Consider the following 26,519-nt stretch of genomic DNA (forward strand, 5'->3'; position numbering starts at 1 on the left):
TCATGAAATAAAAACGGTTAAGGCAGTTCATATCCTGTCTTAACCGTTTTTAAAATATCCAATAGAAGGCGATTAGATATCCATCTCCAAACCTAACTCATCTCTTCTGTTTCTCACGCTTTCCAAACTCGGGATGGAGAGTTGTCCGCCAAGGGTTTCAACAGAAATCGATGCTGTCAGCGAAGCAATCCGTACCGTATCTTTTAGCGAAAAATGATTCTCTAAGCAATAAGCAAAAGCACCGTGGAATATATCCCCTGCGCCAGTAGTATCCATTGTGTCTGCATGAAAGGCAGGAATGTGATAGATTGTATCTTCCTTTTTATAAATAGACCCATCGCTTCCTAAGGTTATCACAATGGTATTTGGGTTGATTTTCTCCAGTTTTGAAAAAGTATCCCGCCAGGTCTCTTTATGACTCATATCAATCGTTATTCCAGAATATTGATAGGCGAAATCCTTCGAACAGACAAGATAATCAACAGCTTCAATAATATCTAAAAGCTCCGGCTTAAACGTTCCGGCATCCATTAACGTAATAGCTTTTGGATACTTTTGAAATGCTTGAAGAGCGCATGCTTTTTCATAGCCGTCCATAAGAATCACATCGGGCGAATGGACTGACCAATCCGGCTCATAATTTTCGAGAGGTAAGGGAGTATTTAGAATGGTTCGATGTCCATTTTCTTGGTTAACTATAATGGAGCTGATGCTGGTAGCCAGCTGATCATCTACTTTTAAAGAGGTGGTATCGACTCCGGTATTTTCTAATTGTTCTAGAATTTTCTTTCCAAATAAGTCATTTCCAATCCTGCTGATAAGAGATGTTTTACTTCCCCAGAGTGCGCACAAGTAAGCCGCGTTTGCAGCCGGGCCTCCCATACATTCTATTCGTTCCGGAATGCGGTATTTTTGATTTTCAACAATCGGCTTGTCGATAGGAAAAGTTATATCATAAACAGCTTGACCGATACATAGAATACTCATTTTATCCCCTCCATTATATAAGACGATATCTGATGGCAATTCCTTTTGTATGTCATCTTACAACAAATAAAAAAGCTGATATCTATTTATCTATATATTCTATCATCGTTCAGAGAATGTGTGGTCAGAGAAACAAGGATTATCTTATCTTTATTATGTAAACGCATCCTTGGGTGGTATAATAACTATATAACTTTTTTGAGAAGTGAAGGAATGAAAAACAGGTTTTTTCCTTGGAAAAAGCCAGGTCAAGATAAAATGAATAGATTAACGATAGGGTGGAGGGTTTTTAATGAAAAAATGGAAAATAGCGCTTGTTCCAGGAGATGGAATAGGACCGGAAGTTGTAGCAGAGGGTGTAAAAGTGCTGCAGGCCATCGAGAAGCTGGATAATACACTTTCTTTTGAATTTGAACGTTTTCCTTGGGGATGTGAGTACTACATAGAACATCAAAAAATGATGGCGGATGATGGGATAGAGCAATTGAAAGAATTTGATGCGATTTATCTCGGAGCTGTAGGCTATCCTGGGGTTCCTGATCATATTTCACTTTGGGATTTACTATTGAAAATTCGTAAGGGTTTTGATCAATATGTGAATCTGCGCCCCGTGCGGTTATTAAATGAAGAACTGACGCCAATTAAAAATAAATCAGAGAAAGATATTGATTTCCTTGTTATCCGGGAAAATAGTGAAGGGGAATATGCCGGCGCCGGGGATTGGTTATTTAAAGGGAAAAAAGAAGAGGTTGTTTTGCAAACCGGTGTTTTTTCCCGGAAAGGGACAGAACGGATTATCCGATATGCCTTCGAGGAAGCACGTAAGCAACAAAAATCACTGACAAGTATCAGTAAAGCGAATGCCTTGAACTATTCGATGGTTTTCTGGGATGAAGTATTTGAAGAAGTAGGGAAGGAATATCCAGATGTCAAAACAGAATCCTATTTAGTCGACGCGGCAAGTATGTTTTTTGTTATGCAGCCGGAACGTTTTGAAATTGTAGTAACCTCCAATCTGTTTGGAGATATCTTGACAGATATCGGCGCTGCAATTACTGGCGGGATGGGGCTAGCGACAGGGGCGAATGTAAATCCGGAAAGAAATTATCCTTCCATGTTTGAGCCGGTTCATGGTTCAGCACCTGATATAGCCGGGCAAGGGATTGCTAATCCTATTGCAGCTATCTGGTCGGTTGCGCAAATGTTAGAGCATTTTGGTGAGGAAGAATGGGGAAGTGTCGTTGTTGAAACGATAAAAGAAATAATTGATGAAAAGAAAGTGCTCACACCAGATTTAGGAGGAAAGCATAGTACTTCAGAAGTTGGAGATTATTTTGTTGAGAAAATAGCGGGGAAGCTGCATCATAAGTAACTGGTTTAATAAGGGTAAATCGCTATCTGATTACGTATGAAGAAGTTGCTTAAGATGAGGTCTGCCTAGCTTCACATGAATGGACGATGGTGTGTTTATTTTGCAATAGAGTTAAAGAAATGGTTAAGCATAAATAAAAAGAAGCTCACGGAAAATTATTATTTCAGCTGTGAGCTTCTTTTTATTTATTTTAAACAGCACATGGAGCAGGCAGTTCGATTGGGACTATAAAGTCACAGAGAAGCTTTCTTTATCAATTAATTCATCCAGCGACCATACCCGCTGATATTCATCCTTATATTGAATATGTGATGCACGAATGTCCGTCGGAGTAGTGACGCCTGCCGCCGCGGAAATACGGAACAGGCTTTCACGAAGGGTGACCAGATAATTCAAAGCCCGATAAGCTTTTTCATCCACGACGAGAGCTTTCTGCAGCTTAGGATCGGTTGTTGCTACACCCACGGGACAACGGTTTGTATGACAAATTTGTGCCATAATGCAGCCGACTGTAATCATAAATGCACGAGCAATCTGGACAAGGTCCGCGCCCATTCCGAGGATGACAGCGATTCGATCAGCTGTAAAAAGTTTTCCTGATGCAATCAGTGTAACGCGGTCGCGAACGCCATATTTTTTTAACGTCTGATTAGCGATGGTGACTGCTGATTTTATAGGGAGTCCAACGCTATCAGCAAGCTCTTGGAAGGTTGCCCCTGTTCCGCCTTCGGAGCCATCTACAGTAATGAAATCCGGGCCGGCACCAGTTTCCTTCATATAACTGGCAACCTCTTCTAAATCATGGGGGCTGCCAATGACCAATTTAATGCCGACTGGAAGACCAGTATGATTCCGAATCTGTTCGATAAAAGAGAACATGGATGGAACGTCACCGAACTCGTTAAAACGGTTTGGACTGTCAATTTCTTGGTAAGGAGCGACATTTCGTATAGAAGCGATTTCTTCTGTTACTTTCTCTGCATCGACATGCCCACCGCGAGTTTTTGCGCCTTGTGCAAGCTTTAGTTCAAAGGCTTTGACCTGTGGGATTTCGCTTTTTTCTTTCAATAAATCCCAGTTAAAAGCACCTGATTTTGTACGGACGCCAAAAAGACCGGGGCCAATTTGGGCTATGATGTCAGTATCTCCCGCTAAATGGTAATCGGAGAGCCCTCCTTCTCCCGTGTTCATCCAGGAACCGCCTGCCATGCCAATCCCCTTGGACAGAGCGGTAATTGCATTCTCTCCCAACGCTCCGTAGCTCATTGCAGACATCCCGACCAGCCCTTTTACGCAGAAGGGCTGCCTGCAGGAAGGACCAATAACGACTGCATGTTCATCATTTAAAAGCCATGGCTGAATCCTTTGGTCCTTTAATTTTTCTTTCCGGCTCAGCAAATTATCCTCTTTCACTTCATAAACTTTGGAATCAATGATTCTTGTATTATCTGCCTCCAGTTCTTCTTGCTGTTTAGGAAACATCGCATTTTTTACATAAAAGTCCGCTTTCTCAAAATCACGGCGGGAACCAAAACCAATCATATTTTTCTGATATTTTGCTGGAATTACCACATCACGATAATCATCGCGGGAAAATGGTTTCCCGGCAGTATCTGCATCAAATAAGTATTGTCTCAGCTCGGGACCAGCTTTTTCTGCGGTATATCTTATTTTACCAAGCAGCGGATAGTTACGTAGAATGGCATGTTGTGACTGCCTCCTGTCCTTCCAATATATGTAGCTGAACAGTCCCAGCGGGATAACAATAATAGCTATCACCAGAATACTCAATGCTATCAAAATAAAAGTAAGTGCAGAAAATTCCATTTTCAAATATCTCCTTTCACATCAAAGTATCAAACTGTATATGTAAAACTTGATATGTGCCTATAAGATATACATACCCGTTTTGAAAATGATTACACTTTTAAAAAAACTTTTATTAATTTTTGGAAATTTATTTATAGAAAGCATGAAGATAACATCCAATATTTAAGATTGAATTGAAAAAATATACCCCCTGTAAGCCTTTACAATAAATATTTTATAAATTATAATGTATGCATAATACATTAAAGAGGTGGTAAAAGTACTTATGAGTAAAAAACAGTTCTATTGTATTGGATATGCAGGCAGAGATAAAAAGAAAACTTGGGAGCATGTTGAAGAGTTAAAGAAAATAGGGGTCCCGGAACCTAAATCAGTGCCGGAGTTATATCATTTAAGCGATTACTTGATTGATAACAGTGGAGCAATCAGTGTTATTGGTAATCAAACAAGCGGTGAAGTAGAAATAGTCCTTATATGTGATAAGGAAGGAAATTTATTTGTAACAGTTGGAAGTGACCATACGGATAGAGGTTTAGAAACGGTATCGATTCATAAATCTAAACAAGTATGTGCAAAACCAATTGCTGGTGAAAAGTGGGACTTTGAAGATGTTCAGGATGAATGGGACGATTTAGTTCTATATTCTGAAGTATTATCTGAAGGTAACTGGGTCAAGTACCAGCATGATAAAGTTTCTTCTATTATACCTTTTGAACAAATAATGGACTTTTTAAAAAGAAATGATATAGAAAGTCAAAACTATGTTGTTTACTGTGGCACGGTTCCACTTCTAAATGGTTTTATCTATGGAGATGGTTTTAGATGTGGTATTTACAGTGAAAAGATGGATAAGACAATTGAATTAGAATATAAAGTAGAAAAGTTGAAGGTGTAATGATGAAAATAGCAGTTTTACAATTTGAAGTTGAGTTTGGAGACGTTGAAGCAAATATAGAACACGTGGAGAAGGTATTTCTAAACACAGATTTAAATGATATTGATACAGTTGTTTTACCGGAAATGTGGACGACAGGCTATGATTTAGAAAATATACAAAAGCTTGCTATGGACAACCTTGAACCGATTAAGGGGGTTATTCAAAGGCTTGCCAAAAAATATAGTGTAAATATTGTTGCTGGATCTGTAGCGAACACAAAGGGAGAAGGAGTATTAAACACCTCTTTTGTTGTTAACCGAGACGGGGAATTCATCCACGAATACTCTAAGATTCATTTAGTCCCTATGTTGAATGAACCCAAATATCTAGTAGGTGGTAAGAACAAAGCAGAGGTATTTGAGTTAGATGGAGAAAAAATGGGGGCCGTTATATGCTATGACTTGCGTTTTCCGGAGCTATTTAGAGATTTAGCTTTAGATGGAGCTAAGATTATTTTTGTTGTTGCTGAATGGCCGATAGAGAGAACGGCTCATTGGTTAACGTTATTGCAAGCAAGGGCAATTGAAAACCAGTGTTACATTGTTGCTTCGAATATTATTGGAAAACAGCCGACAGGTACTGAGTTTGCAGGAAAATCTATCATAATTAATCCATTTGGCGAAATTATGAAACAAGCAACAAGTAATGAAGAAGAAGTATTATTGGAGCAATTAGATATGGAATATATAAATAGAATAAGAAAAGAAATACCTATTTTTGAAAGTCGCAGAACAAATTACTATAAATTTAATTAGCTTGAAAAGGAGCTGTTTTTTGTGAAAAAAGTAATTTTCATTTTAGTGCTGTTGTTCATTCTTGCAGGTTGTGGGAGTGGTGATGCTGGTGGTGAAAATAGAGTTATTAAGCTAGCACACTCTGGTTCAGAAAGTCATCAGTATCATATTGCTGCTGAAAAATTTAAAGAAGAGCTTGAAGGTAATGAAAACGTTAATTTTACAGTTGAAATTCATCCGAATGCTTCGCTTGGTTCTGAAGGAGATGTAATTGAGCAAGTAAGTACAGGGTCTATTGAAATGACAACGGTTGCAGCAGATAGTAATCTTTCTAATACCATTCCGGAGATGAACGTTTTTGGGATTCCATATATTTTTGAGGATAAAGATCATGTATATAATGCATTAGATGGAGATGCAGGACAGCAGTTATTAGATTTGGCAGAAGATAAAGGGATGAAAGGGTTAGGTTACTGGGAAGTAGGTTTTCGTCATCTAACAAATAGCTCTACAGAAATTGTCAATCCAGAAGATGTCAACGGTATGAAAATTAGAGTACAGCCAGCTGCTGTATGGGAAGACCATATTGCAGCATTAGGCGGGAGTCCGACACCAGTAGATTTCAATGAATTGTATTCTGCTTTAGACCAAGGGGTAGTAGATGGTCAAGAAAACCCGTTAGCTACGATTGATTCCATGAATCTTTATGAAGTACAGCAATATGTTTCGCTGACAGGGCATACTTATACACCAGCTGTTACTTTAATGAGCAGCAGCTTTTATGATGAGTTAAGTGATGAAGAAAAAACAGCTGTCGAAGAGGCTTTTAATCAAGCGAAAGAATATCAGCGTAATGCTCTCGATGAAAAAGAAGATGAAATTTTATCTATGTTAGAGGAACAGGGAGTAACTGTAACAGAGCCGGATAGAGAAGCGTTCACCGAAGCAACGATCGATGTAAAGGATGCTGTTTCTAACGAAGTTCCTGAAGAGATAATTCAAAGTCTTATTGATTCTAAGTAAGAAGGTAGTGATGATATGTTAAAAAAAGTAGATTACCTTTTAGCTAAAGTAATGGAAGTAATTATGACAGTTAGTCTTTTAATGACTGTCATAATTACTTTTCTACAAGTCGTATCTCGGTATGTATTTCAAATCCCATTACCCTGGGCACAAGAACTTCTAATGGTCTTTTTTGTGTATAGTATCTTTGCTGGAGCAGCATTCCTGGTTTATCGGAAGGAGCATCTTGTCGTAGATTTATTTGATAATATGAGTGCAAAAAAAGATAAGATACTAAAAATTCTTGAATGTATTGTAGCAATTATTGTTCTATGTGTGTTTATTTATTTTGGAATGGAGCTGGTTAATCAGAACTTTGCTTCAGGGCAAACTTTAGGGTTAATACCAATCCAAAGAGCATATTTATATTTAGCAATTCCTGTTTCCTCTGCCTTCATGGTTTATTTTTATATAAGGAGGCTGTTTAATATATGACTTGGATAATATTGATCATTTTAATGTTTTTACTGATAGTACTAAGAGTTCCTATTGTTTTTGCGATGGGTTTTATCTCAATAATTGGTATAGGACTAAATGATATAAGCCTCCTTTCGAATGTTCCAAGAAATCTATTTAGTGGTATAAATAGTTTTACACTGGTAGCAATACCGTTGTTTATTCTAGCCGGCGAGATTATGGCTAAAGGCGGCATATCGCAGCGACTTGTTAATTTTTCAAAGGTAATAGTTGGTCCGATACCTGGTGGGCTAGCGTTGGTTGTTATTATCAGTAGCGTATTTTTTGCAGCGTTAACGGGTACTGCAATAGCTGCAGCCGCCGCCATTGGGGGAATGTTAATTCCAACAATGCTTAAGGAAGGCTATGACAAGGGATTTACAACGTCTCTTATTGCCAGTGCTTCCACGATAGGGCCTATTATACCGCCTAGTATTGTTCTAATATTATATGGGGTAATGGCAAGTACATCGATAAGTGATTTATTTATCGCTGGAGTTTTACCTGGAATATTGATGGCTGCAGGGTTAATTATATATAGTATTTATATTGGAAAGAAAAACAATTATGTTATAAAAGATAATAAAACAGATTTAAAAACTTTTCTTAAATACTTTAAAGACGCAATTCTTGCTTTACTTATGCCTATTATTATTATAGGTGGTATTATCTCTGGTATATTTACAGCGACAGAATCAGGAGTGGTTGCAGTAGTATATGCTCTTATTATTGGAATATTTGTATATAAGGAAATCAATATTAAGGATTTTCTGGACATACTTAAAAATGCTGCGGCGACGACAACCGGAATTATCTTTCTAATTGGGTCTGCATCTATTTTTATTTGGTATATCAATTTTGAAAGTATTCCAAACCAACTAATAAATATATTAGGATTTGCAGCAGATAATCCAGTGCTATTGTTATTAATAGTTAATATTATCTTGCTTATTGCAGGTACATTTATTGATACGGTTAGTGCGGTTACGATTTTTACACCGTTATTTTTGCCAATGGCATTAAATGCAGGTATAGACCCGGTTCACTTTGGAATTATTTTGGCAGTAAACTTAACAATAGGTATGGTTACACCGCCTTTAGGCGTTTGCTTATTTGTAGTTTCATCCATTGCGAAGCAGAAAGTTCCTACAATGTTCAAGCATCTATTCCCACAAGTTGCTATACTAATAGTAGTATTATTAGTTGTTACGTATTTACCATCACTGATTATGGCACCAGTAGAAATGCTAAGTAAATAGCTTGGAGGGATTGAACATGGAAGACTTTCAATTAAAAGGAATAAAAACGAAAACATTAAAAGATATCATATACAATAACTTGAAAGATATTATTTTAAATAATAATTTTCCTTCTACTGACTATATCACGGAACAAACACTGGCTAAAAAACTAGAAGTTTCTAGAACTCCTTTGAGAGAAGCGATGTTAGATTTAGTGAATGAAGACTTAATAGAATTTAAACCAAGAAAAGGTTATAAAGTGCGAACTCATACAGAAAAAGAAGTTCAGCAAATATTCCTTTTAAGAGAAGTTATCGAAACGGAGATTATATCGCCTATTTTTAATAATATAACGGATAAAAATATAATTAAATTAAAATCTATTGTTGAGCAGCAAAAAGAACTTGCTGAATCTGGAGACAGTTATGGGTTTATGAAGCTGGATAAAGAATTCCATCGGCAAATGTTTTTAATAGCTGACTACAATATTTTTCTTAAATCCTATGATGTATTTCATAATTTAACTATATTAATTGGATCGCAAGCAATTCGAAAAAAAGGACGGATGGAAGAAGTAATACAAGAACATAATCAAATTATTAAGGGGCTGGAACAAAAAGATAAAGAAATCGTAGAAAATGCTATTCGTTATCATTTATCTAGAACAAAAAATATGTATACAGATGTTCAGAACAAAGAGACTGATTTTCAGCATGAAGATAAGAACTGTTGAATGGATGACAGTCTCATTTTGCAGTGGATTTTTAAATGAAATTACAAAAAACAAGGAGACAATTCATCCATGAGTTGTTCTCCTTGTTCTTACGTAATATATTATCCTCTCACCATGTAGCTATCACACCGGTCCCCAATTAATCAAAACAGTAATCACAATAAAGATCGTACCAATAACATACCAAATTCCCACAAGCGGCAGTGCGAATTTCAGCCACTTTGTCCAAGGAATACCGGCAATGGCTAAATTGGCCATTAAGACACCGGATAGCGGCGTAATAATATTAGTAAAGCCATCTCCAAGCGTGTAGGCTTGTACAGCAACCTGACGCGGGATATCCATTAAATCGGCAAGTGGTGTCATAATTGGCATGACAATGGCAGCTTGTCCGCTCCCAGAAGTAACAACAAGGTTGAATAGCCCATTTCCGATAAACATAGCTATGGCACCCATGACACTGGAAAACGGTTCTAAAACAACAGCCATACTATGTACGACCGTATCCAGTACTTGTCCATTTTCCAAAACAACTACAATCGAACGAGCCATTCCGATAATTAAAGCGCCATATAATACTCTTTTGGCACCATTCAAAAATTCTTCTACCATTTGGTTAGCGCCCATTTTTGAAATAAGTGCGGTAATAACTGATAAAGCAACGAAAATCCCTGCCATTTCATTGATGTCCCAATCTAATTGGAAAACACCATAAACATAAATAGCAATACCGGCTACCAGAACAAGCAATACAGTGAGCTGTGTAGATGTTAATTTTTCATCTACATCGTCCATGGATTTTTCTTCCAGCTTCGGGAATGGATTATCACTCAGAATACTTTTTTGCGGGTCATTTTTAACGCGGTTGGCATACCAGATGATATAAGCAATGGTTGCACCAACAATAATGACATAGAGAACTAATCTTAAAGATAGACCAGAAAATAATGGGATCTGTGCTATCTGCTGTGCAAACCCTGTTGTTTGCGGATCCAGGAATCCAACTGCAAATCCGGAGTAAGCTCCTAAGTAAATAATTGATACACCGACAATGGCGTCCATTCTCATAGCTCTAGCCAGGATAATTCCAATTGGAATAAAAGCAATGGAGGAGTTAGCGATAATTCCCAATCCTCCAAAAACAGAAAAGAGTGCAGCGACCATTAAAATTAAGAGCCATTCGCGGTTTTGTGTCCGTTTGATGGTTTTCATGATCATGCTGTCAATCGCACCTGTTTTTTCAATAACAGCGAAAGTTCCGCCAATTGTCAATACAAGAAAAATTAGCCCGGCGCCGCCAATCAATCCTTCTTGAATCGAGCTAAATAAATCAATCAAGCTAACAGGCTGCTGGTCGATTTGACTGTAGCTGTCTGGAACAATGACATCCATTCCATCTTCCGTTGTTTCTCGTTCGTAACTCCCGGCTGGAATGATATATGTAAGGATTGCGGCAAGCAATAGAATGACAAACAATATAACATATGCATCTGGAAGCTGAAATTTCTTTTTTTGCTTTGTTTTTTCTTGCTGTGACATAGAAGAAGCCTTCTTTCTTTGAAAATCTTAAACTTGAAATTGATTATATAAGAGTTTATCAAAAAAAGGAGGGAAAACTCCCTCTTCAAGCGTGTACAGATAAGGGGGAGATGAATCTCCTATGCACAAAAGATTACTTTTGAGTGTCTCGACTGTTCAATATTAAATCGAACGAACGTTCCAAAAACATCCTTCTTCTGATATAATAGACAAGAGGAGGTAAGAAGCTATGAAAGTAAAAAAAGCATTTCGTTTTCGTATCTATCCGAACAAAAAACAAATCACCTTCATCCATAAGACAATCGGCTGCTCCCACTTTGTCTATAACTATTTTACAGGAAAACAAAAAGAAAAAGACCACTATTGGCATACGGTGAATGAAATGGTACAAAACGGACAGCTTCTTCAAAATAATTGGAAGGGCGCATTTTTCAATAAAAATAAGGCGATTAAAGCAGTTCGGGAATTAAAGAAAAACTACCCCTTCCTCAAAGAAGTCGATAGTATTGCCCTTCAAAAAGCTGTTGAAAACGTGAATGATTCTTATACGCGCTATTATAAGAATCAGAACAAGGCGCCTCGTTTTAAATCAAAGAAGAACCCTATTCAATCGTATACTACCAAACATGTCAATGGAAATATTGCTGTATTGGATAAACATATTAAACTGCCCAAACTCGGGCTTGTCCGTTTTGCCAAAAGTCGGGAAGTGGAAGGGCGAATTATCAATGTAACAGTTAGGCGCAACGCATCAGGAAAATACTTTGTTTCGATTGTAGCTGAAACGGAAATTAAATACGATGAAAAGACAGGTTCCTCTGTAGGTATCGATGTTGGATTAACCGATTTTGCAACCCTTTCTGATGGAACGGTGTATGAAAATCCAAGATTCTTCCGGAAATTAGAAGGAAAATTGGCAAAAGCGCAGGTGATTCTTTCAAGGCGACAGATGGGCTCGGCGAATTAGCAGAAACAAAAACGAAAAGTAGCCCGGCTTCACGAAAAAATTGCGAATAAAAGAAAAGACATGTTAGATAAAATCTCCACCGAGATAGTCAAAAACCACGATATCATCGGAATAAAAAATTTATCTGTGAAAAACATGTTAAAAAAATCAAAATCTTGCGAAAGCTATTAGCGAAGTATCCTGGTCAACGTTCCGAACGATGTTGGAATATAAAGCTGCTGGTATGGAAAACAGGTTGTTACGGTTGCCAAAAACTTTCCATCCAGTCAGTTATGTTCTCATTGTGGACACCAAAACCAAGACGTTAAAAATCTCGCTTTGCGTGCATGGACGTGTGATAGCTGTCAATGCCATCACCAAAGAGATAGGAACGCAAGCAGGAATCTTCGTAAAGAAGCATTACGAATAACCGCAGGAACTGCGGGGCTAGCCTAATCCATAACTGACCGATGGGTTGGTGTTCTTAGGAAGCTCCCACTTCAATTAACCTTTAAGGTTAATAAGCGGGGGTAGTTCAAACTTCAAAGCAATATAAAATAATTAAGAATACTTTTAATAGAAGGCTGCTGCTTGCTTATCTTGTCAAAAATAGGACTTATTGGAAAGCGGTTGTATATGAATGACCTTCGTGCGTAAAAAAAGAGCTTACTAGATGAAGGATGGAGAAGACAAATGGGAAAAAATATAGAAAAAAGTGTGTTAGAGGTTTTTCAACATTTACACACACATGCTGAAATCAGCTGGGAAGAAGTAGAGACAACAAAATATATTAAAGAAAAATTAGAGGAAGCTGGGTGTGAAACAATCACATTTCCAGACCATACAGGCGTCATCGGAAAGTTTGGCAGCTTTGATAAAGGCCTGCCGGTAATTGGTGTCCGTGCAGATATGGATGCGTTATGGCAGGAAGTGAACGGTGAATTCCAGCCAAACCATTCCTGCGGTCATGATGCGCATATGTCGATGGTATTGGGCGTCCTTTGGACATTGCAGCAGATGCCTGACATCAAAGATAAGGTAGCGATTAAATTTATTTATCAGCCTGCAGAAGAAGAAGGCAGCGGTGCATTGAAAATGGTGGAAGAAAAAGTGGTGGAAGACGTCGATTATTTATTCGGTGTTCACCTCAGACCCAAACAAGAAGTTGATGCAGGGCAGGCTGCTCCTGTGATTGTGCACGGTGCAACAAAAACATATGAAGCAGTCATTAAAGGGGAAGATGCACATGGAGCGCGTCCACATTTGAATGATAATGCGATTGAAATTGGCATGCAGATCGTCAATATGCTGGGTCAAATCCATATGGATCCAAGAGTTCCGCACTCAGCGAAAATGACGAAATTCCAGGCAGGGGCGAAAAGCTCGAATATTATCCCGGGGAACGCCGCATTCAGCTTGGATTTACGTGCGCAATCCAATGAAGTAATGGAACTGCTTGTGAAGAAAGTCGACGGTATTTTAGAGTCTGTACGGAATCTGTATGATATAGATATTGATGTGACTAACTATCATGGCGTACCTGCAGCTGAAACAAGTGAAGAAGCAACGAGCTTTATGCGTACAGCGATTACAGACGTATTGGGTGAAGAAAATGTAGTAGGGCCGCTCCTGACGCCAGGCGGAGATGATTTTCATTTTTATACGGTGAAGAAGCCGGAATTAAAAGCCACGATGCTGGGCTTGGGCTGTAATTTGGGACCTGGTTTACATCATCCTAATATGACCTTTGATAAGGATGCGCTTCAAACGGGAGTGGATATTTTAACGAAGGCTATTTTGAATGTGTATGGAGATGCGTGATAGATTGTTAGATTAAGGGATAGCCAGTTCTTGCTTTGTTTGGCGAGAACTGGCTTTTAACGATGTATTAAGGTCTGGGTTAGCTTGGTTACTTATAAATAAAAGTTCTTCTTTTTGTTTAAACGTTATAACCTTATGTTTACTAATGCGAAAATCAATGCTAATCTATTTTATATAGAGTTAAATAATCAGGTTGCGTTAGGACTTGTTCACGATTATGATGAGATGGACGCTGACCAAAGGGATGATGGAAATGGCAGACAATGTCGTTCTGCGGAATATAAAAATGCTGGATGGGACCTCGGCAGATATTGTGATAGAGAGTAGAAAAATTGTGGAGATTGCGTTGCCAGGAACGGCGGCTGGGGAGAATGTAATTGATTATCAAAACAAAGCTTATGCTTCCAGCGGCTGGATTGATATGCATGTCCATGCCTTTTCGGAATTCAAGCCCTATGGAGATGATATTGACGAAATAGGCTATAAAACAGGAGTCACGACCATTGTTGATGCGGGAAGTACAGGAGCTGACCGGGTCCATGAATTAGCTGAGCGAGCACAAAACGCGAAAACAAATGTATTCGCTTTCTTAAATGTCTCTCGAATTGGTTTAGAGAGAGTAGATGAATTATCGGACTTATCTTTATTAAATAAAGAAGCATTAAAACAAGCTGTGAAGAAATATAAAGATTTTATCGTTGGACTAAAAGCAAGAATCAGTAACAGTGTAGTAGGTGAAAACGATATAGAACCATTAAAAATTGCACGTGAATTTTCTAAAGAAACGAAGCTGCCATTGATGGTTCATATCGGCTCCGGCCCTCCAGATATTAACGATGTATTAGGTTTACTGAAGAAAAAAGATGTCATGACACATTTCTTAAACGGGAAGGCGAATAATTTATTTGATGATAGGGGCAAACCGCTTCCTGCTTTTTTAAAAGCAATAAAACGCGGGATTCATTTAGATGTCGGTCATGGCAATGCAAGCTTTTCTTTTAAAACAGCAGAACAGGCAAAGGAATATGGGATTCATTTCCACACCATCAGTACAGATATTTATCGGAAAAACCGGCTGCACGGACCAGTGTATAGTATGGCAAATGTTTTAAATAAGTTCTTATGTTTAGGTTACTCCCTGAAAGAAACTATAAATGGAGTAACGGTGGATGCAGCAGCATGGTTAAATAAACCCGAGCTTGGTCGTATCACAAAAGGGGATATTGCAAATCTTACCCTGTTTTCCGTAGAAGATGAGACAATCGATTTGATAGATTCAGACGGTGAAAAGCGGGAAGCGAAGCAGAGAATCGAGGTAAAGGGAGTGGTGGTCAATGGCGGATACCATGCATGCAAGGTATGGGCTGAAGCGGGTTATTAATGCAAGCGGAAGAATGAGTATTTTAGGTGTTTCTGCTCCCTCGGATACCGTGATGGAGGCAATGAAAACAGGCGGACAGAACTATGTGGAAATCTCAGATTTAGTGGATAAAGCAGGAAAGCATATTGCAGGCCTGCTTCAATCAGAAGCTGCTGTCGTTGTTAATTCCGCTTCAAGCGGTATCGCGCTTTCTGTCGCTGCGCTGATAACGGAAGGAAATCATAGAAAGAGTGCCAAGCTGCATCAGGAAGCAATCAAAAAAAATGAAATTGTGATGCTGAAGGGACATAACGTGCAGTATGGTGCGCCAGTGGAAACCATGGTTGCTCTTGGCGGCGGAAAGCTTGTGGAAACGGGTTACGCCAATGAAGGAAGAAAAGAGCATATAGCGGATGCAATCAATGAAAATACAGCTGCTGTTTTATTTATAAAATCACATCATGCTGTTCAGAAAAATATGATTTCTGTGGAGGAGGCCTGGGAGATTGCCCAGGAAAACCATGTACCATTAATCATTGACGCAGCTGCAGAAGAGGATTTGAAAAAATATGTGCTGCTTTCAGATTTAGCGATTTACAGCGGCTCGAAAGCTATCAAAGGACCGACATCTGGAATCGTGGCCGGGAAGAGAAAATATGTAGAGTGGGTAAAAACACAGCTGTATTTTATCGGAAGAAGTATGAAGGTGGGAAAGGAAACAACCTTTGGCCTGCTGCAGGCATTGGACGAATATACTGTGAAAACCAATCATAGTGAAGCGGAAAAAAAGTGCTTAGATGAATTGCAATCATTAAATACAATCGATGGTGTAACGGTAAGTATCGTACAGGATGAAGCAGGCCGTGCTATTTTCAGAGCCCGGATCCACATTGATTCTGCTGTGACTGGGTGCACCGCTAAAGAGGTAAATGATAAACTTCGTCATGGCGATATAGCTATTTACACACGGGATTATGGAATTCGCCAGGGGTTCTTTGATATTGATCCACGCCCGCTTCAGGGGGATGACATTCACGTGATTGCGTCGGAATTAAAATCCATTTTGGGAGGAAATAAATAATGAATATGGATTCTCGCTTTTATAAAAATCGAGTAGCATTAAATGTATTAGCAAGCGGTATGGAAAATGCGAAGGAAGTCTTTGATGCAGCAGAGGGGCATGTGCTGGTTGGTGTGCTTTCCAAAGACTACCCGACAGTGGATGCAGCTGTTGCAGCTATGAAGGAATATGGAGAAGCAATTGAAGACGCTGTTTCCATTGGCTTAGGTGCAGGTGATAACCGGCAAGCAGCGGTTGTGGCGGAGATTGCCAACTATTATTCGGGTTCTCATATTAATCAGGTTTTCCCTGTGGTAGGAGCAACACGTGCTAATTTGCGAGAAAAAGACAGCTGGATCAATGCGCTTGTTTCGCCAACGGGAAAAGCAGGCTATGTCAATATTTCTACGGGTCCATTAAGTGCAGAAGCCAGTGAAACCGCTATTGTCCCGGTGAAAGCTGCCATTGCACTTGTTCGTGATATGGGCGGCAATGCATTGAAGTATTTTCCTATGAAAGGGCTGCAATCAGAAGAAGAATACCGGGCAGTTGCCAAGGCCTGCGGGGAAGAAAGCTTTGCGTTAGAACCAACAGGCGGCATTGATTTGGCTAATTTCGCTGCTATTTTAGAAATTGCCTTAGAAGCAAACGTGCCTAAAGTCATTCCTCATGTCTATTCATCTATTGTTAATAAGGAGACAGGAAAAACGAATGTGGAAGATGTTAGAAAGCTCCTGGCTATCATCAAAGAATTGGTTGATAAAGATGCGTAGGAATATAGTTGCTTTTGGCGAAGTCATGATGCGTTTGCAGGTGCCAGGATACGAATTACTCACGCAGGCCAATCATTTACAGTACTCCTTTTCAGGCACCGGTGTAAATGTTGCTTCGGCGATGACAAAGCTGGGACATAAGGGATACCTGATTACCAAATTACCGGATAACCCGCTGGGGGATGCCGCTATTACCTTCTTGCAGCGCTTAGGAATAGAGCAGGACTTCATTGCAAGAGACGGGAAATATATTGGAATGTATTTTTTAGAAAATGGCTTTGGTCAGCGTGCAAGTCGTGTCACGTATACCAACCGCTTAGAAAGCACATTTAATACCGCGGATATTTCCGATTATAATCTGGATGTGATTGCAGCCCATACAGACATTATTCATTTTTGCGGAATCAGTCTCGCGATGACAGATACAGTCCGTGCCAGTATGAAAAAGCTGGCTGCAAAGGTTAAAGAAAAAGGCGGAAAAGTTTGCTTTGATTGTAATTACCGTCCTTCTTTATGGAAAGGTGGTTATGAAGCAGCCAAGCCGCATTATGAGGAGATGCTTTCGCTGGCAGACATCGTGATGATGAATGAAAAAGATGCGATGTATATCTTAGGAATGGAATCAAAGAAGTTGGAAAGGAAAGAACAGCTTCAGGATGTTATTCCCAAAGCAGCGGAACAGTTTCGTATTTCGGTAATTGCAGGTACTCACCGGGAAATCAATGCGGATAATACGCATTCTTTACAAGGCTATTTGTTTAAGCAGGGGAAATTTGTGTTTTCGAAAAAGCTGACCTTTTCTGTGTACGATCGTATTGGTGCTGGAGATGCATATACGAGTGGTATTTTACATGGAGAACTGTCCGGTTTTACAACGGGAAAAACGGTGGCATTTGCAGCGGCTGCTGGTATGCTGGCGTGTACGATTGTAGGGGATACCCCGATGTCAACGGAAGCGGAGATTGCAGCGGCGATGGCTGGAGGCGTGGGAGATGTCGAGCGTTAAGGGCGGAGTTATGTTAGAGTGAAGAGAAGCAACTTCCGGAATCAACAAAATATAACTCTAATTAGGTGATAACCATGTACAAAAACCTCCCTCCTCTTTTTGATGAACTCCAGACAATGCGGGATAATTATTTCCATACAGAAATTTTCAACTCATCGATTCACATTAGAGCAGTTCCTGATAAATGGAGTGTTGCAGAATCGATTTATCATTGCTATTTATTGCTGAAGCTTACGCGGATAATATCTGCCTATTATTTGCCTATAGCTTGTGCTTATATGAAGGTTCGTCGGCCAAAGGTGAAGCGGTATATGGATGATATGTCTAATATATATAGCGGAAAAACAATGAAGGCGCCCTCTATTTTGAAGCCGAAAATGAAGCGGGAATACACGCTGCTGGAACTCCGAGATTTATTGGAAGAAGAAACGGAGAAGGTGAAGACATGTATAGCATCACTTACCAAAGAACAATGTTACTGGATAAGGTACCCGGATCCTGTGCCTGGCTATCCGAATGTGATACAAGTGGTGAAGCTATTAAGGATTCATGAGGAGCATCATTATAGGGTGGTGTTGGAACGAGAGGCGAAGTCTAGGAAATAAGAATCAATCCATTGGATGAGACATGTACGAAATACCATAAATACATCTTGCCAATATTTCCAAGGTGACAACCCGGCGATTTTATGCCATAATATATTTTGATAAATATACTGGTACCTTTAAATCAGTCCAGAGAGGCTGACAAGGACAGCGCGAATAGAATAGTTACCATGTGGAGTACCTTTGGGAAAGGTATATCTAAATGTATGCTATTTAGGAAAAGCTTCTTGTCAGGGATTGGACAGGAAGCTTTTTTCTTGTCTATAATCTCGAAAGAATCAAGTTTTTCGGTGCCAGTTTCTTATATTTGAAAATATTGGAGGAATTGGTATGTCACAAACAGATAAAGAATTTTCATTGCAGGCAGTGCCGCAGACGCATCGAAATGGATTTTGGAAGATTTTAGCGGTTATGCTGTCGCTCAGCTTTTTCTCAGCGAGTATGATGTCTGGAGGAACATTAGGAACAGGGCTTTCTTTTTCTACGTTTATTTGGATTGTACTGGCTGGTAACCTGATTCTTGGGCTTTATACAGGTTCCTTAGCTTATATTGCTTCTAAAACAGGATTATCTACGCATTTATTAGCACGTTATGCATTTGGAGAAAAAGGTTCTTATTTAACCTCCTTCTTACTTGCTTCTACACAAGTGTGCTGGTTTGGAGTAGGTCTGGCGATGTTTGCTATTCCAGCTGCCAAAGCAACAGGGGCAAATGTCTATCTGTTAATCGGGATTTTTGGCATATTAATGACTGTTTCGGCAATCTTTGGCATGAAAACTTTAACACTGCTGGGATTTATTGCAGTTCCGGCGATCGCTATTTTTGGAAGCTACTCCATGGTTAACTCGGCAAATACAATGGGAGGAATCCATGAACTATTTGCTTATGAACCAGCACAGGTAATCAGTGTCGGATTAGCGTTAACGATTTGTGTAGGGTCATTTATCAGTGCCGGAACGCTTACGCCTGACTTTGCCCGCTTTGCAAAATCAGCGAAATCGGCAGTAACCGCAAATATTATTGCTTTCTTCCTTGGAAATTCATTGATGTTTTTATTTGGAGCAGTTGGCGCGATGGCCTTTGGTATGGCAGATATTTCGGATGTGATGTTTTTACAAGGGCTGATGATTCCTGCTATTATTGTATTAGGATTAAACATTTGGACAACTAATGACAGTGCATTGTATGCGTCTGGTTTAGGGTTTGCGAACATCACCAAGTTTTCCAAGAAGAAAATCGTTGTGTTCAACGGAATTGTCGGGACAATTGCTGCCATGTGGTTATACAATAATTTTGTCGGATTCTTAAATGTTCTCGGATCTGCACTGCCATCGATTGGAGCAATCATATTAGCAGATTATTATCTGGTCCGCCGCAGAAAATATGAACCCTTTGAAACAATGACATTTAAATCTGTAAACTGGGTAGCAATTATTGCTTGGGCAGGCGGTGTCGCTATTGCTAATTTTGCCCCGGGAATTCCGCCAATCAATGCATTGTTAGGAACATCAATCATTTATGTGGCCGGAATGAAAATAGTGTCACAAAAAGAAACGGTCACCGTACCATTAAAAGAGAAGGATGAGATAGTCAGTGATTATTAAAAATGCAAAGCTTAGAGGAAAAGATGGCCTTTGGCACATCGTTATAGAAAATGGTAAATTTAACGCAGTAACGCAGGAGCTTCCGCAATCTGAAGATAAAGAAGTGATGGATGTACATGGTGCGCAGGTTCTCCCGCCTTTTATTGAACCGCATATTCATTTAGATACCACATTAACAGCAGGTGAGCCTGCATGGAACCAAAGCGGAACCTTATTTGAAGGGATTCAGCGCTGGTCGGAACGCAAAGAAACACTAACCATAGAAGATGTAAAAAAAAGATCTAAAACAGCATTGAAATGGCAGATTGCTCAAGGTATCCAGCATGTCCGTACGCATGTGGATGTGACCGATCCAGAACTGACTGCCTTAAAAGCAATGCTGGAAGTGAAGCAGGAAATGGCTCCTTATGTAGATATCCAGCTGGTTGCTTTTCCGCAGGAGGGCATTCTATCCTATCCCAATGGAAAAGAGCTTTTGGAGGAGGCGCTAAAAATGGGCGCCGATGTTGTCGGGGGTATCCCGCATTTTGAATTCACAAGAGAATACGGCGTCGATTCAATGAGAGTCGCATTTGATCTTGCTGAGAAATACGATAAATTAGTAGATATTCATTGTGATGAAATCGATGATGAGCAGTCTCGCTTTGTAGAAGTAGTCGCCAAAGAAGCTTATGAGCGCGGCTGGGGCGAACGTACAACAGCTAGCCATACGACAGCAATGGGTTCTTATAACGATGCCTATACATCAAAGCTATTCCGTCTGCTGAAGATGTCTGAAATTAACTTTGTATCTAATCCGCTTGTGAATATTCATCTTCAAGGCCGATTCGATACGTATCCAAAACGCCGCGGCTTAACCCGGGTCAAAGAATTGCAGGAAGCGGGAATGAATATCTGCTTTGGCCATGATGATATTTTTGATCCATGGTATCCGCTGGGAACGGGCAATATGCTTCAGGTATTGCATATGGGTATCCATGCATCCCAGCTAATGGGCTATGAGCAAATCGTTAATTCCATTGATCTGGTTACTCAAAACAGTGCAAAAACACTTCATATTGAAGATAAATATGGTATTGAAGCAGGCAAGCCGGCGAATTTCATCGTCTTATCCGCTGATAATGAGTATGATGCCGTTCGCAAGCAGGCAACAGTGACACATTCCTTCAGAGATGGAAAAGTGATTGCTCATACAAAACCAAGTGAGTCAGCTATTGTTTTAAATGATATAGAGGAAAAAGTAACCTTTGATAGATAATGTGAATGAAAAAGCGTACCCTTGACTGGTGCGCTTTTTCTATGGATAAATGAATGGTTTAAAAACGCCGCACTTTACAACTTTGTGAAAAAGGTATTGATTCCTATTTTTAATTATGGTAATATCGCTAGTATAAAATAAGGATTGTAACTGTCAGGCAGGCAAAACCTCAAATTGTCATCGCGTCTATCGAAGGGTAGAGGGGATTTTTTGTGGTTTTGCCTGCTTTTTTGTGTGTTCGGAGGGAGAACGTATGAAAATTGAAAAAATATTAAATAATAATGCATTCATCTCGCATGATGAGCATGGCAAGGAAGTCATTGTCATGGGAGTTGGACTGGCTTTTGGTAAAAAGAATGGGGAACAAATTGAACTGACAGGGCGTTACAAAATATTTTCGAATGATTCCATGATTAATGAACGATTGAAAGCGATTGTTTCAGAGATTCCTGAGGAGTATATGAAAATCACGGAACGGATTGTTTATATATTGGAAAAACAGTTTGATAAAACAGTAGATGATGTCATCTATATTTCCTTAACAGAGCATATTCATGGCGCCGTGGAACGATTAAAAAAGGATATTCAAGTAACAAACCCCATGTTAATGGATATAAAGAGGTTGTTTAAGGATGAGTTTGAAACCGGTTTAATCGCTTTAGATGATATTGAACGTCAATTTGGTATGAAATTCGATGAAAACGAAGCTGCTTATATTGCGCAGCATCTGATCAATGCCCAATTAGATAATATGGCAGATATCACGAATATTTCCAAGCTGATGAAAGAAATCATCGATATCATTAAATACTTTTTCCGAATGGATTTTAATGAGGATTCCATTTATTATCACCGCTTCATTACCCATTTGAAATTTTTTGCCCAGCGTGTCATCAGCGGACAGAGCTATCAGGATGAGAACGAGGATTTATTTGAAATATTTAAAGCAAAGTATATTAAAAGCTATGAATGTGTTGTCAGAATTGCACATCATATCCAAGCAAATTATAACTACCGTTTAAACACAGACGAACAGCTTTATTTTATGATACACATTGAAAAAATTACGAACAAATCGTATAAAAATTAGGAAGTAAGGGGTGTACAGGAAAACAATGGATGCTCAAAAAGTTGCTGAACAGATATTGAAAACTGTAGGCGGTCCAGAAAATGTGCAAAGTCTCGTACATTGCATGACCAGACTGCGATTCACATTAAATGATGAGTCTATCGTGGATGACGAGGACGTTAAAAAAACAAAAGGTGTTCTGGACGTCATGAAAAAAAACGGACAATACCAAATTATTATCGGTAATGAGGTAGGCGCTGTTTATAAAGAGTTGAACAAGCTGGGGAATTTTGGTTCTTCAGATGATAAGCCGCCTGAGAATAAGAAAAAACAGAACATATTTTCAAGAGTTTTAGATGTCATCGCAGGATGTATGGCGCCTGTTATCCCCGCATTGATTGGTGCGGCGATGATCAAGGTACTTTTGATTGTCCTCCCGATGATTGGCCTGTTAAGTGAATCAAGCCAAACATATCAATTATTAACAGTCATTGGTGATGGGGCATTCTACTTTATGCCTGTGTTAATAGGGATATCTGCTGCGAAAAAATTTGGAACCAATCAGTATTATGCAGCAAGTATTGCCCTGATTCTGCTTCATCCGGACTTTATATCCTTTATGGGTGACGCAACTGAGGCAGGGGAAACCGTTAAGTTTTTTAACGTCATCCCAGTAACGGATGCTACGTATGCTTACTCTGTCATCCCGATTATTCTATCGGTTTGGTTATTATCTTATATAGAACCGCTGGTCGATAAAATAACTCCAGCGATTACGAAAAATTTCTTAAAACCAATGCTGGTTCTTTTAATCACTATGCCAATTGTTATGATAATTGTTGGACCAATTGGCGCTATTATCGGAGAAGGTTTATCCGATGTTGTCTTTATGATACATGACTATTTAGGCTTTATTGCGGTTGGATTAATTGCTGGTATTTTTCCGTTTATTGTTATCACCGGAATGCACCATGCGTTTACTCCAGTAAAATTGAGTGCCATTGCCCAAACTGGCTACGAAGCATTTATCAGTATCGCTGAGTTATGCTCGAATATGGCTCAAGGTGCTGCTTCCTTAGCAGTTTCGATTAAATCAAAAAATAAAGACTTGAAACAGACTGCAGGTTCTTCTGCGTTTTCAGCATTATTAGCTGGTATTACAGAACCGGCACTATATGGGGTTACCCTGCGCTTGAAAAAACCAATGTTAGGAGCATGTATTGGTGCAGCTGCGGGCGGTTTAGTCGGCGGATTGTTCCAGCTGAAATCTTTCGGTGTGGCAACTCCTGCGATTGTAACGATACCTCAATATATTGAAGACGATCGTGCGATAACCCTGCTTTATGTCATCATTACAATGTTGGTTACCATCGTTATATCTTTTATAGCAACGTATATCATCGGCTTTGAAGATATTCCAAGTAACGATGAAGAAGAGGAAGAAAACGACGAGAAAAAAGAACCGCATACGAAGCATGCTTTAAATACAGGCATCAAAATCGGCAGTCCGGCAGAAGGGCGCGCCTTTTCGTTAAAAGAAGTAAACGATCAGACTTTTTCAAATGAACTCTTAGGAAAAGGGATAGCCATTGTACCCGATCAAGGAGAAATTGTCGCTCCTTTTGATGGAAGGATAGATGTATTTTTTGAAACGGGGCATGCAATCGGTTTGAAATCAGAGTCGGGAGTAGAGTTGCTTATCCATGTAGGATTAGATACAGTAAACTTAGAAGGAAAATATTTTAACCCTAAAAAGAAAGCAGGAGAAACGGTTAAAAAAGGCGAAACATTACTAGAGTTTGATATCGATAAAATCAAAGATGCCGGATACGATATAACAACGCCTATAATTGTTACCAACAGCAATGAGTTTATGGATATTGTTGGACAAGAAAAAGAGAAAGTAGAAAAATTGGAAAACATAATAACAATTGTTTAAAGAGGAGAGATGAAAATGACAGAATTAAGAATGCCGAAAGATTTCCTCTGGGGAAGTGCATCCGCTGCGTATCAAATTGAAGGAGCACACTTGGAAGACGGTAAAGGTATATCCAATTGGGATGAGTTCGTGCAAATCCCTGGCAAAACATTTAAAGAAACAACTGGTGAAGTTGCCGTAGATCATTATCATCGCTATAAAGAAGACATTGCTTTAATGGCGGAAATGGGATTGAAAACGTATCGTTTCTCCATTGCCTGGACAAGAATTTTCCCCAATGGCCGTGGAGAAGTAAACGAATCCGGTTTAGAGTTCTACCAAAATATCATTGATGAATGTCTGAAATACGGAATAGAACCAATGGTTACATTATACCATTGGGACCTGCCGCAAGCGCTTGTAGATGAATATGGCGGCTGGGAGAGTGAGCAGGTCATTGATGATTATGTGAACTATGCGGTCGTTCTATTTGAGGCGTTTAAAGAGAAAGTGAAATATTGGATCACGATGAATGAGCAAAATATCTTCACAACACTAGGCTGGATGACTGCACAGCATCCACCAGGTAAATTTGATGATGAAAAGATGTACTATTTAGTAAACCACCATGCCTTTTTAGCACATGCTAAAACAGTATTAAAGTTTAAAGAAATGATTCCTGACGGTAAAATCGGTGCAAGCTTTGCGTATAGCCCAAGCTATGCGATAAACGCTGATCCAATCCATGCCATGTCTAAGGTAGATTTTGATAACTTGAAAAACTTCTGGTGGATGGATGTATATGCTTATGGACGCTATCCGAAGAATACGTATCGCTACTTGCAGAAAAAAGGGGTAGCTCCAACCGTTACTTCCGAAGATGCAGTCCTTTTAGAAGCTGCTGCAAAACAAATTGATTTTATGGGAGTAAATTATTATCAAACGAGTGTAACAGAGTATAACCCATTAGACGGCGTCGGCCCTTATGGTGAAATGAACACTTCCGGCAAAAAAGGAACAGGTGAAATCACTGGTATTCCTGGTCTGTTTAAAAATCCATCCAACCCGCATCTGGAAACGACAGATTGGGACTGGACAATCGACCCAATGGGGCTGCGGTATGCTTGTAAAGAAATAACGAGCCGCTATAACCTGCCAATCATTATCTCAGAAAATGGATTGGGCGCATTTGATGATAAGACAGAGGATAATCAGATCCATGATGATTATCGTATTGCTTATTTAAATGCCCATGTCTATGAGCTGATGAAGGCGGTCGATGAAGGATGCGACGTATGGGCTTATTGTACATGGTCCTTTACAGACTTATTAAGCTGGTTGAACGGCTATCAAAAACGTTACGGTTTTGTATATGTTGATCGAGATGAAGAAGGCGGATCATTGGATCGTTATAAGAAAGATAGTTTTTATTGGTATAAGGATGTTATTCAATCCGATGGTGCGATGATTACGGAAGAATAATGAATGGGAGAGGCTGGCTTTTGAGTCAGCCTCTTTGGTTTTTGAGGGGAAGTTGGGTAATGCTGTGATTTTTAATATCTCTATAAAAGTACTTGTGAAATAAAATGCAGTTGTTAATAACGCTATTCAATAAATAAGCTCTATAATACTAATTATAAAATTAATTGCTCATCATTAAATGGTTGGATTTTTATATTTTTTTGGTTGAATTAAAGAAGTAAAATAAGAGATAAAGAAACTTATAATAACAGCATAAAAAATAAATCCTAAGAATTTTTCAAATAGAAGCATAAAGGTTTCTGGTTGCTCTAAAGATAATTGCAGTTGTTCAAAACTGAAATGGAAAGGAATCAGTCCCTTATAAATTAGAAAAAGTAAAAACTTCCCGTCGGCCTCTTCCATATTTGAAATCAACATAATCTCCCTGGATGAGAAAAATCCAAAAATTTCATTTTGGGAAAAATAATAGCCTCCAAAAGACATTCCTGTAACGGAAATGATTAGACATATAACAAAAATGATATTAATTAAGTGGAACCATTTATTATTAAAATCTTTTAATACATTTGCAATTAAAGAGAGGGAATAGATAAAAGTAAAAACAACAGTAATTAATGTAAATAAAAAATTTGAATTATTATCATATGATATTACTAAGCTTCATTGTAAAATGAAATGCAACAGCTAAAAAAATAGAAAGTCATCGTGAAACCACGTATAGTTAA

General features: G+C 39.0%; 22 protein-coding genes and 1 pseudogene. 19 read left to right on the plus strand and 4 right to left on the minus strand.

Annotation, left to right across the window (positions count from 1 at the left end; translation table 11 throughout):
- Positions 1-72: 72 nt before the first annotated feature.
- Complete coding sequence (locus BN997_RS01170; protein WP_042528912.1) at positions 73-987, minus strand: carbohydrate kinase family protein; 915 nt, start codon at positions 985-987, stop codon at positions 73-75.
- A 292-nt stretch (positions 988-1,279) separates the two neighbouring features.
- On the opposite strand from BN997_RS01170, the gene BN997_RS01175 reads away from it, so the two are divergent.
- Entirely contained in the window at positions 1,280-2,359 is a 1,080-nt protein-coding gene (locus BN997_RS01175) for a tartrate dehydrogenase (RefSeq protein WP_042528914.1), read from the plus strand.
- A 225-nt stretch (positions 2,360-2,584) separates the two neighbouring features.
- Here the strand turns inward: BN997_RS01175 and BN997_RS01180 are convergent, their stop codons facing one another.
- Positions 2,585-4,186 (minus strand): FMN-binding glutamate synthase family protein, encoded by a 1,602-nt coding sequence (locus tag BN997_RS01180; RefSeq protein WP_042528916.1) that lies wholly within the window; start codon positions 4,184-4,186, stop codon positions 2,585-2,587.
- Positions 4,187-4,454: 268 nt separating this feature from the next.
- On the opposite strand from BN997_RS01180, the gene BN997_RS01185 reads away from it, so the two are divergent.
- Genes BN997_RS01185 through BN997_RS01210 form a run of 6 tightly spaced genes read left to right on the plus strand, consistent with a single transcriptional unit; the run spans position 4,455 to position 9,352 of the window.
- Entirely contained in the window at positions 4,455-5,084 is a 630-nt protein-coding gene (locus BN997_RS01185; protein WP_042528917.1) for a DUF2848 family protein, read from the plus strand.
- Positions 5,085-5,086: 2 nt separating this feature from the next.
- Entirely contained in the window at positions 5,087-5,881 is a 795-nt protein-coding gene (locus tag BN997_RS01190) for a carbon-nitrogen family hydrolase (protein ID WP_042528919.1), read from the plus strand.
- A 21-nt stretch (positions 5,882-5,902) separates the two neighbouring features.
- Entirely contained in the window at positions 5,903-6,883 is a 981-nt protein-coding gene (locus BN997_RS01195) for a DctP family TRAP transporter solute-binding subunit (RefSeq protein WP_052484851.1), read from the plus strand.
- A gap of 15 nt (positions 6,884-6,898) precedes the next feature.
- Positions 6,899-7,357 (plus strand): TRAP transporter small permease, encoded by a 459-nt coding sequence (locus BN997_RS01200; protein WP_042528921.1) that lies wholly within the window; start codon positions 6,899-6,901, stop codon positions 7,355-7,357.
- A complete protein-coding gene (locus tag BN997_RS01205; protein ID WP_042528923.1) occupies positions 7,354-8,637 on the plus strand; it encodes a TRAP transporter large permease in 1,284 nt (427 codons plus the stop codon). The genes BN997_RS01200 and BN997_RS01205 overlap by 4 nt, the downstream gene beginning before the upstream one ends.
- A 16-nt stretch (positions 8,638-8,653) precedes the next feature.
- A complete protein-coding gene (locus BN997_RS01210) occupies positions 8,654-9,352 on the plus strand; it encodes a GntR family transcriptional regulator (RefSeq protein WP_052484852.1) in 699 nt (232 codons plus the stop codon).
- A 123-nt stretch (positions 9,353-9,475) separates the two neighbouring features.
- Here BN997_RS01210 and BN997_RS01215 read toward each other — a convergent pair whose 3' ends face one another.
- Entirely contained in the window at positions 9,476-10,891 is a 1,416-nt protein-coding gene (locus BN997_RS01215; protein WP_042528924.1) for a YfcC family protein, read from the minus strand.
- Positions 10,892-11,120: 229 nt separating this feature from the next.
- Here BN997_RS01215 and tnpB point away from each other — a divergent pair.
- From tnpB to BN997_RS01275, 12 genes and pseudogenes are all read left to right on the plus strand, one after another.
- Positions 11,121-12,293, plus strand: a pseudogene (gene tnpB / locus BN997_RS01220) (IS200/IS605 family element RNA-guided endonuclease TnpB).
- A 237-nt stretch (positions 12,294-12,530) separates the two neighbouring features.
- Positions 12,531-13,658, plus strand: coding sequence for a M20 peptidase aminoacylase family protein (locus BN997_RS01225; RefSeq protein ID WP_042528926.1), 1,128 nt, complete (start codon positions 12,531-12,533; stop codon positions 13,656-13,658).
- Positions 13,659-13,911: 253 nt separating this feature from the next.
- Positions 13,912-15,039: an amidohydrolase/deacetylase family metallohydrolase gene (locus BN997_RS01230; RefSeq protein WP_042535636.1), complete on the plus strand. Its 1,128-nt coding sequence runs from the start codon at positions 13,912-13,914 to the stop codon at positions 15,037-15,039.
- Positions 14,993-16,099 carry a DgaE family pyridoxal phosphate-dependent ammonia lyase gene (locus tag BN997_RS01235; protein ID WP_042528928.1) on the plus strand — a complete coding sequence of 369 codons (1,107 nt, stop codon included), beginning with the start codon at positions 14,993-14,995 and terminating at the stop codon, positions 16,097-16,099. The genes BN997_RS01230 and BN997_RS01235 overlap by 47 nt, the downstream gene beginning before the upstream one ends.
- Positions 16,099-16,851 carry a 2-dehydro-3-deoxy-phosphogluconate aldolase gene (dagF, locus tag BN997_RS01240; RefSeq protein ID WP_374705753.1) on the plus strand — a complete coding sequence of 251 codons (753 nt, stop codon included), beginning with the start codon at positions 16,099-16,101 and terminating at the stop codon, positions 16,849-16,851. Before BN997_RS01235 ends, dagF begins: the two co-directional genes overlap by 1 nt.
- A complete protein-coding gene (locus BN997_RS01245) occupies positions 16,844-17,857 on the plus strand; it encodes a sugar kinase (protein WP_042528932.1) in 1,014 nt (337 codons plus the stop codon). The genes dagF and BN997_RS01245 overlap by 8 nt, the downstream gene beginning before the upstream one ends.
- A gap of 74 nt (positions 17,858-17,931) precedes the next feature.
- Positions 17,932-18,462, plus strand: a complete 531-nt coding sequence (locus tag BN997_RS01250; protein ID WP_042528934.1) for a DinB family protein — start codon at positions 17,932-17,934, stop codon at positions 18,460-18,462.
- 330 nt (positions 18,463-18,792) lie between these two features.
- Positions 18,793-20,067 carry a cytosine permease gene (gene codB, locus BN997_RS01255; RefSeq protein ID WP_042528936.1) on the plus strand — a complete coding sequence of 425 codons (1,275 nt, stop codon included), beginning with the start codon at positions 18,793-18,795 and terminating at the stop codon, positions 20,065-20,067.
- The gene (locus tag BN997_RS01260) at positions 20,057-21,325 is read left to right on the plus strand and encodes a cytosine deaminase (protein ID WP_042528938.1); all 1,269 of its coding nucleotides are present in this window, start codon (positions 20,057-20,059) and stop codon (positions 21,323-21,325) included. Before codB ends, BN997_RS01260 begins: the two co-directional genes overlap by 11 nt.
- A 253-nt stretch (positions 21,326-21,578) precedes the next feature.
- The gene (gene licT / locus BN997_RS01265) at positions 21,579-22,415 is read left to right on the plus strand and encodes a BglG family transcription antiterminator LicT (RefSeq protein ID WP_042528940.1); all 837 of its coding nucleotides are present in this window, start codon (positions 21,579-21,581) and stop codon (positions 22,413-22,415) included.
- A gap of 25 nt (positions 22,416-22,440) precedes the next feature.
- Entirely contained in the window at positions 22,441-24,333 is a 1,893-nt protein-coding gene (locus tag BN997_RS01270; RefSeq protein WP_042535638.1) for a beta-glucoside-specific PTS transporter subunit IIABC, read from the plus strand.
- Positions 24,334-24,348: 15 nt separating this feature from the next.
- Positions 24,349-25,794 (plus strand): glycoside hydrolase family 1 protein, encoded by a 1,446-nt coding sequence (locus BN997_RS01275; RefSeq protein ID WP_139088977.1) that lies wholly within the window; start codon positions 24,349-24,351, stop codon positions 25,792-25,794.
- Between the two features lie 174 nt (positions 25,795-25,968).
- Here the strand turns inward: BN997_RS01275 and BN997_RS23025 are convergent, their stop codons facing one another.
- Positions 25,969-26,211 carry a hypothetical protein gene (locus tag BN997_RS23025; RefSeq protein WP_175296990.1) on the minus strand — a complete coding sequence of 81 codons (243 nt, stop codon included), beginning with the start codon at positions 26,209-26,211 and terminating at the stop codon, positions 25,969-25,971.
- Positions 26,212-26,519: the final 308 nt, after the last annotated feature.

The organism is Oceanobacillus oncorhynchi (genome assembly GCF_000821065.1).
Classification (GTDB): Bacteria; Bacillota; Bacilli; order Bacillales; family Amphibacillaceae; genus Oceanobacillus; species Oceanobacillus oncorhynchi.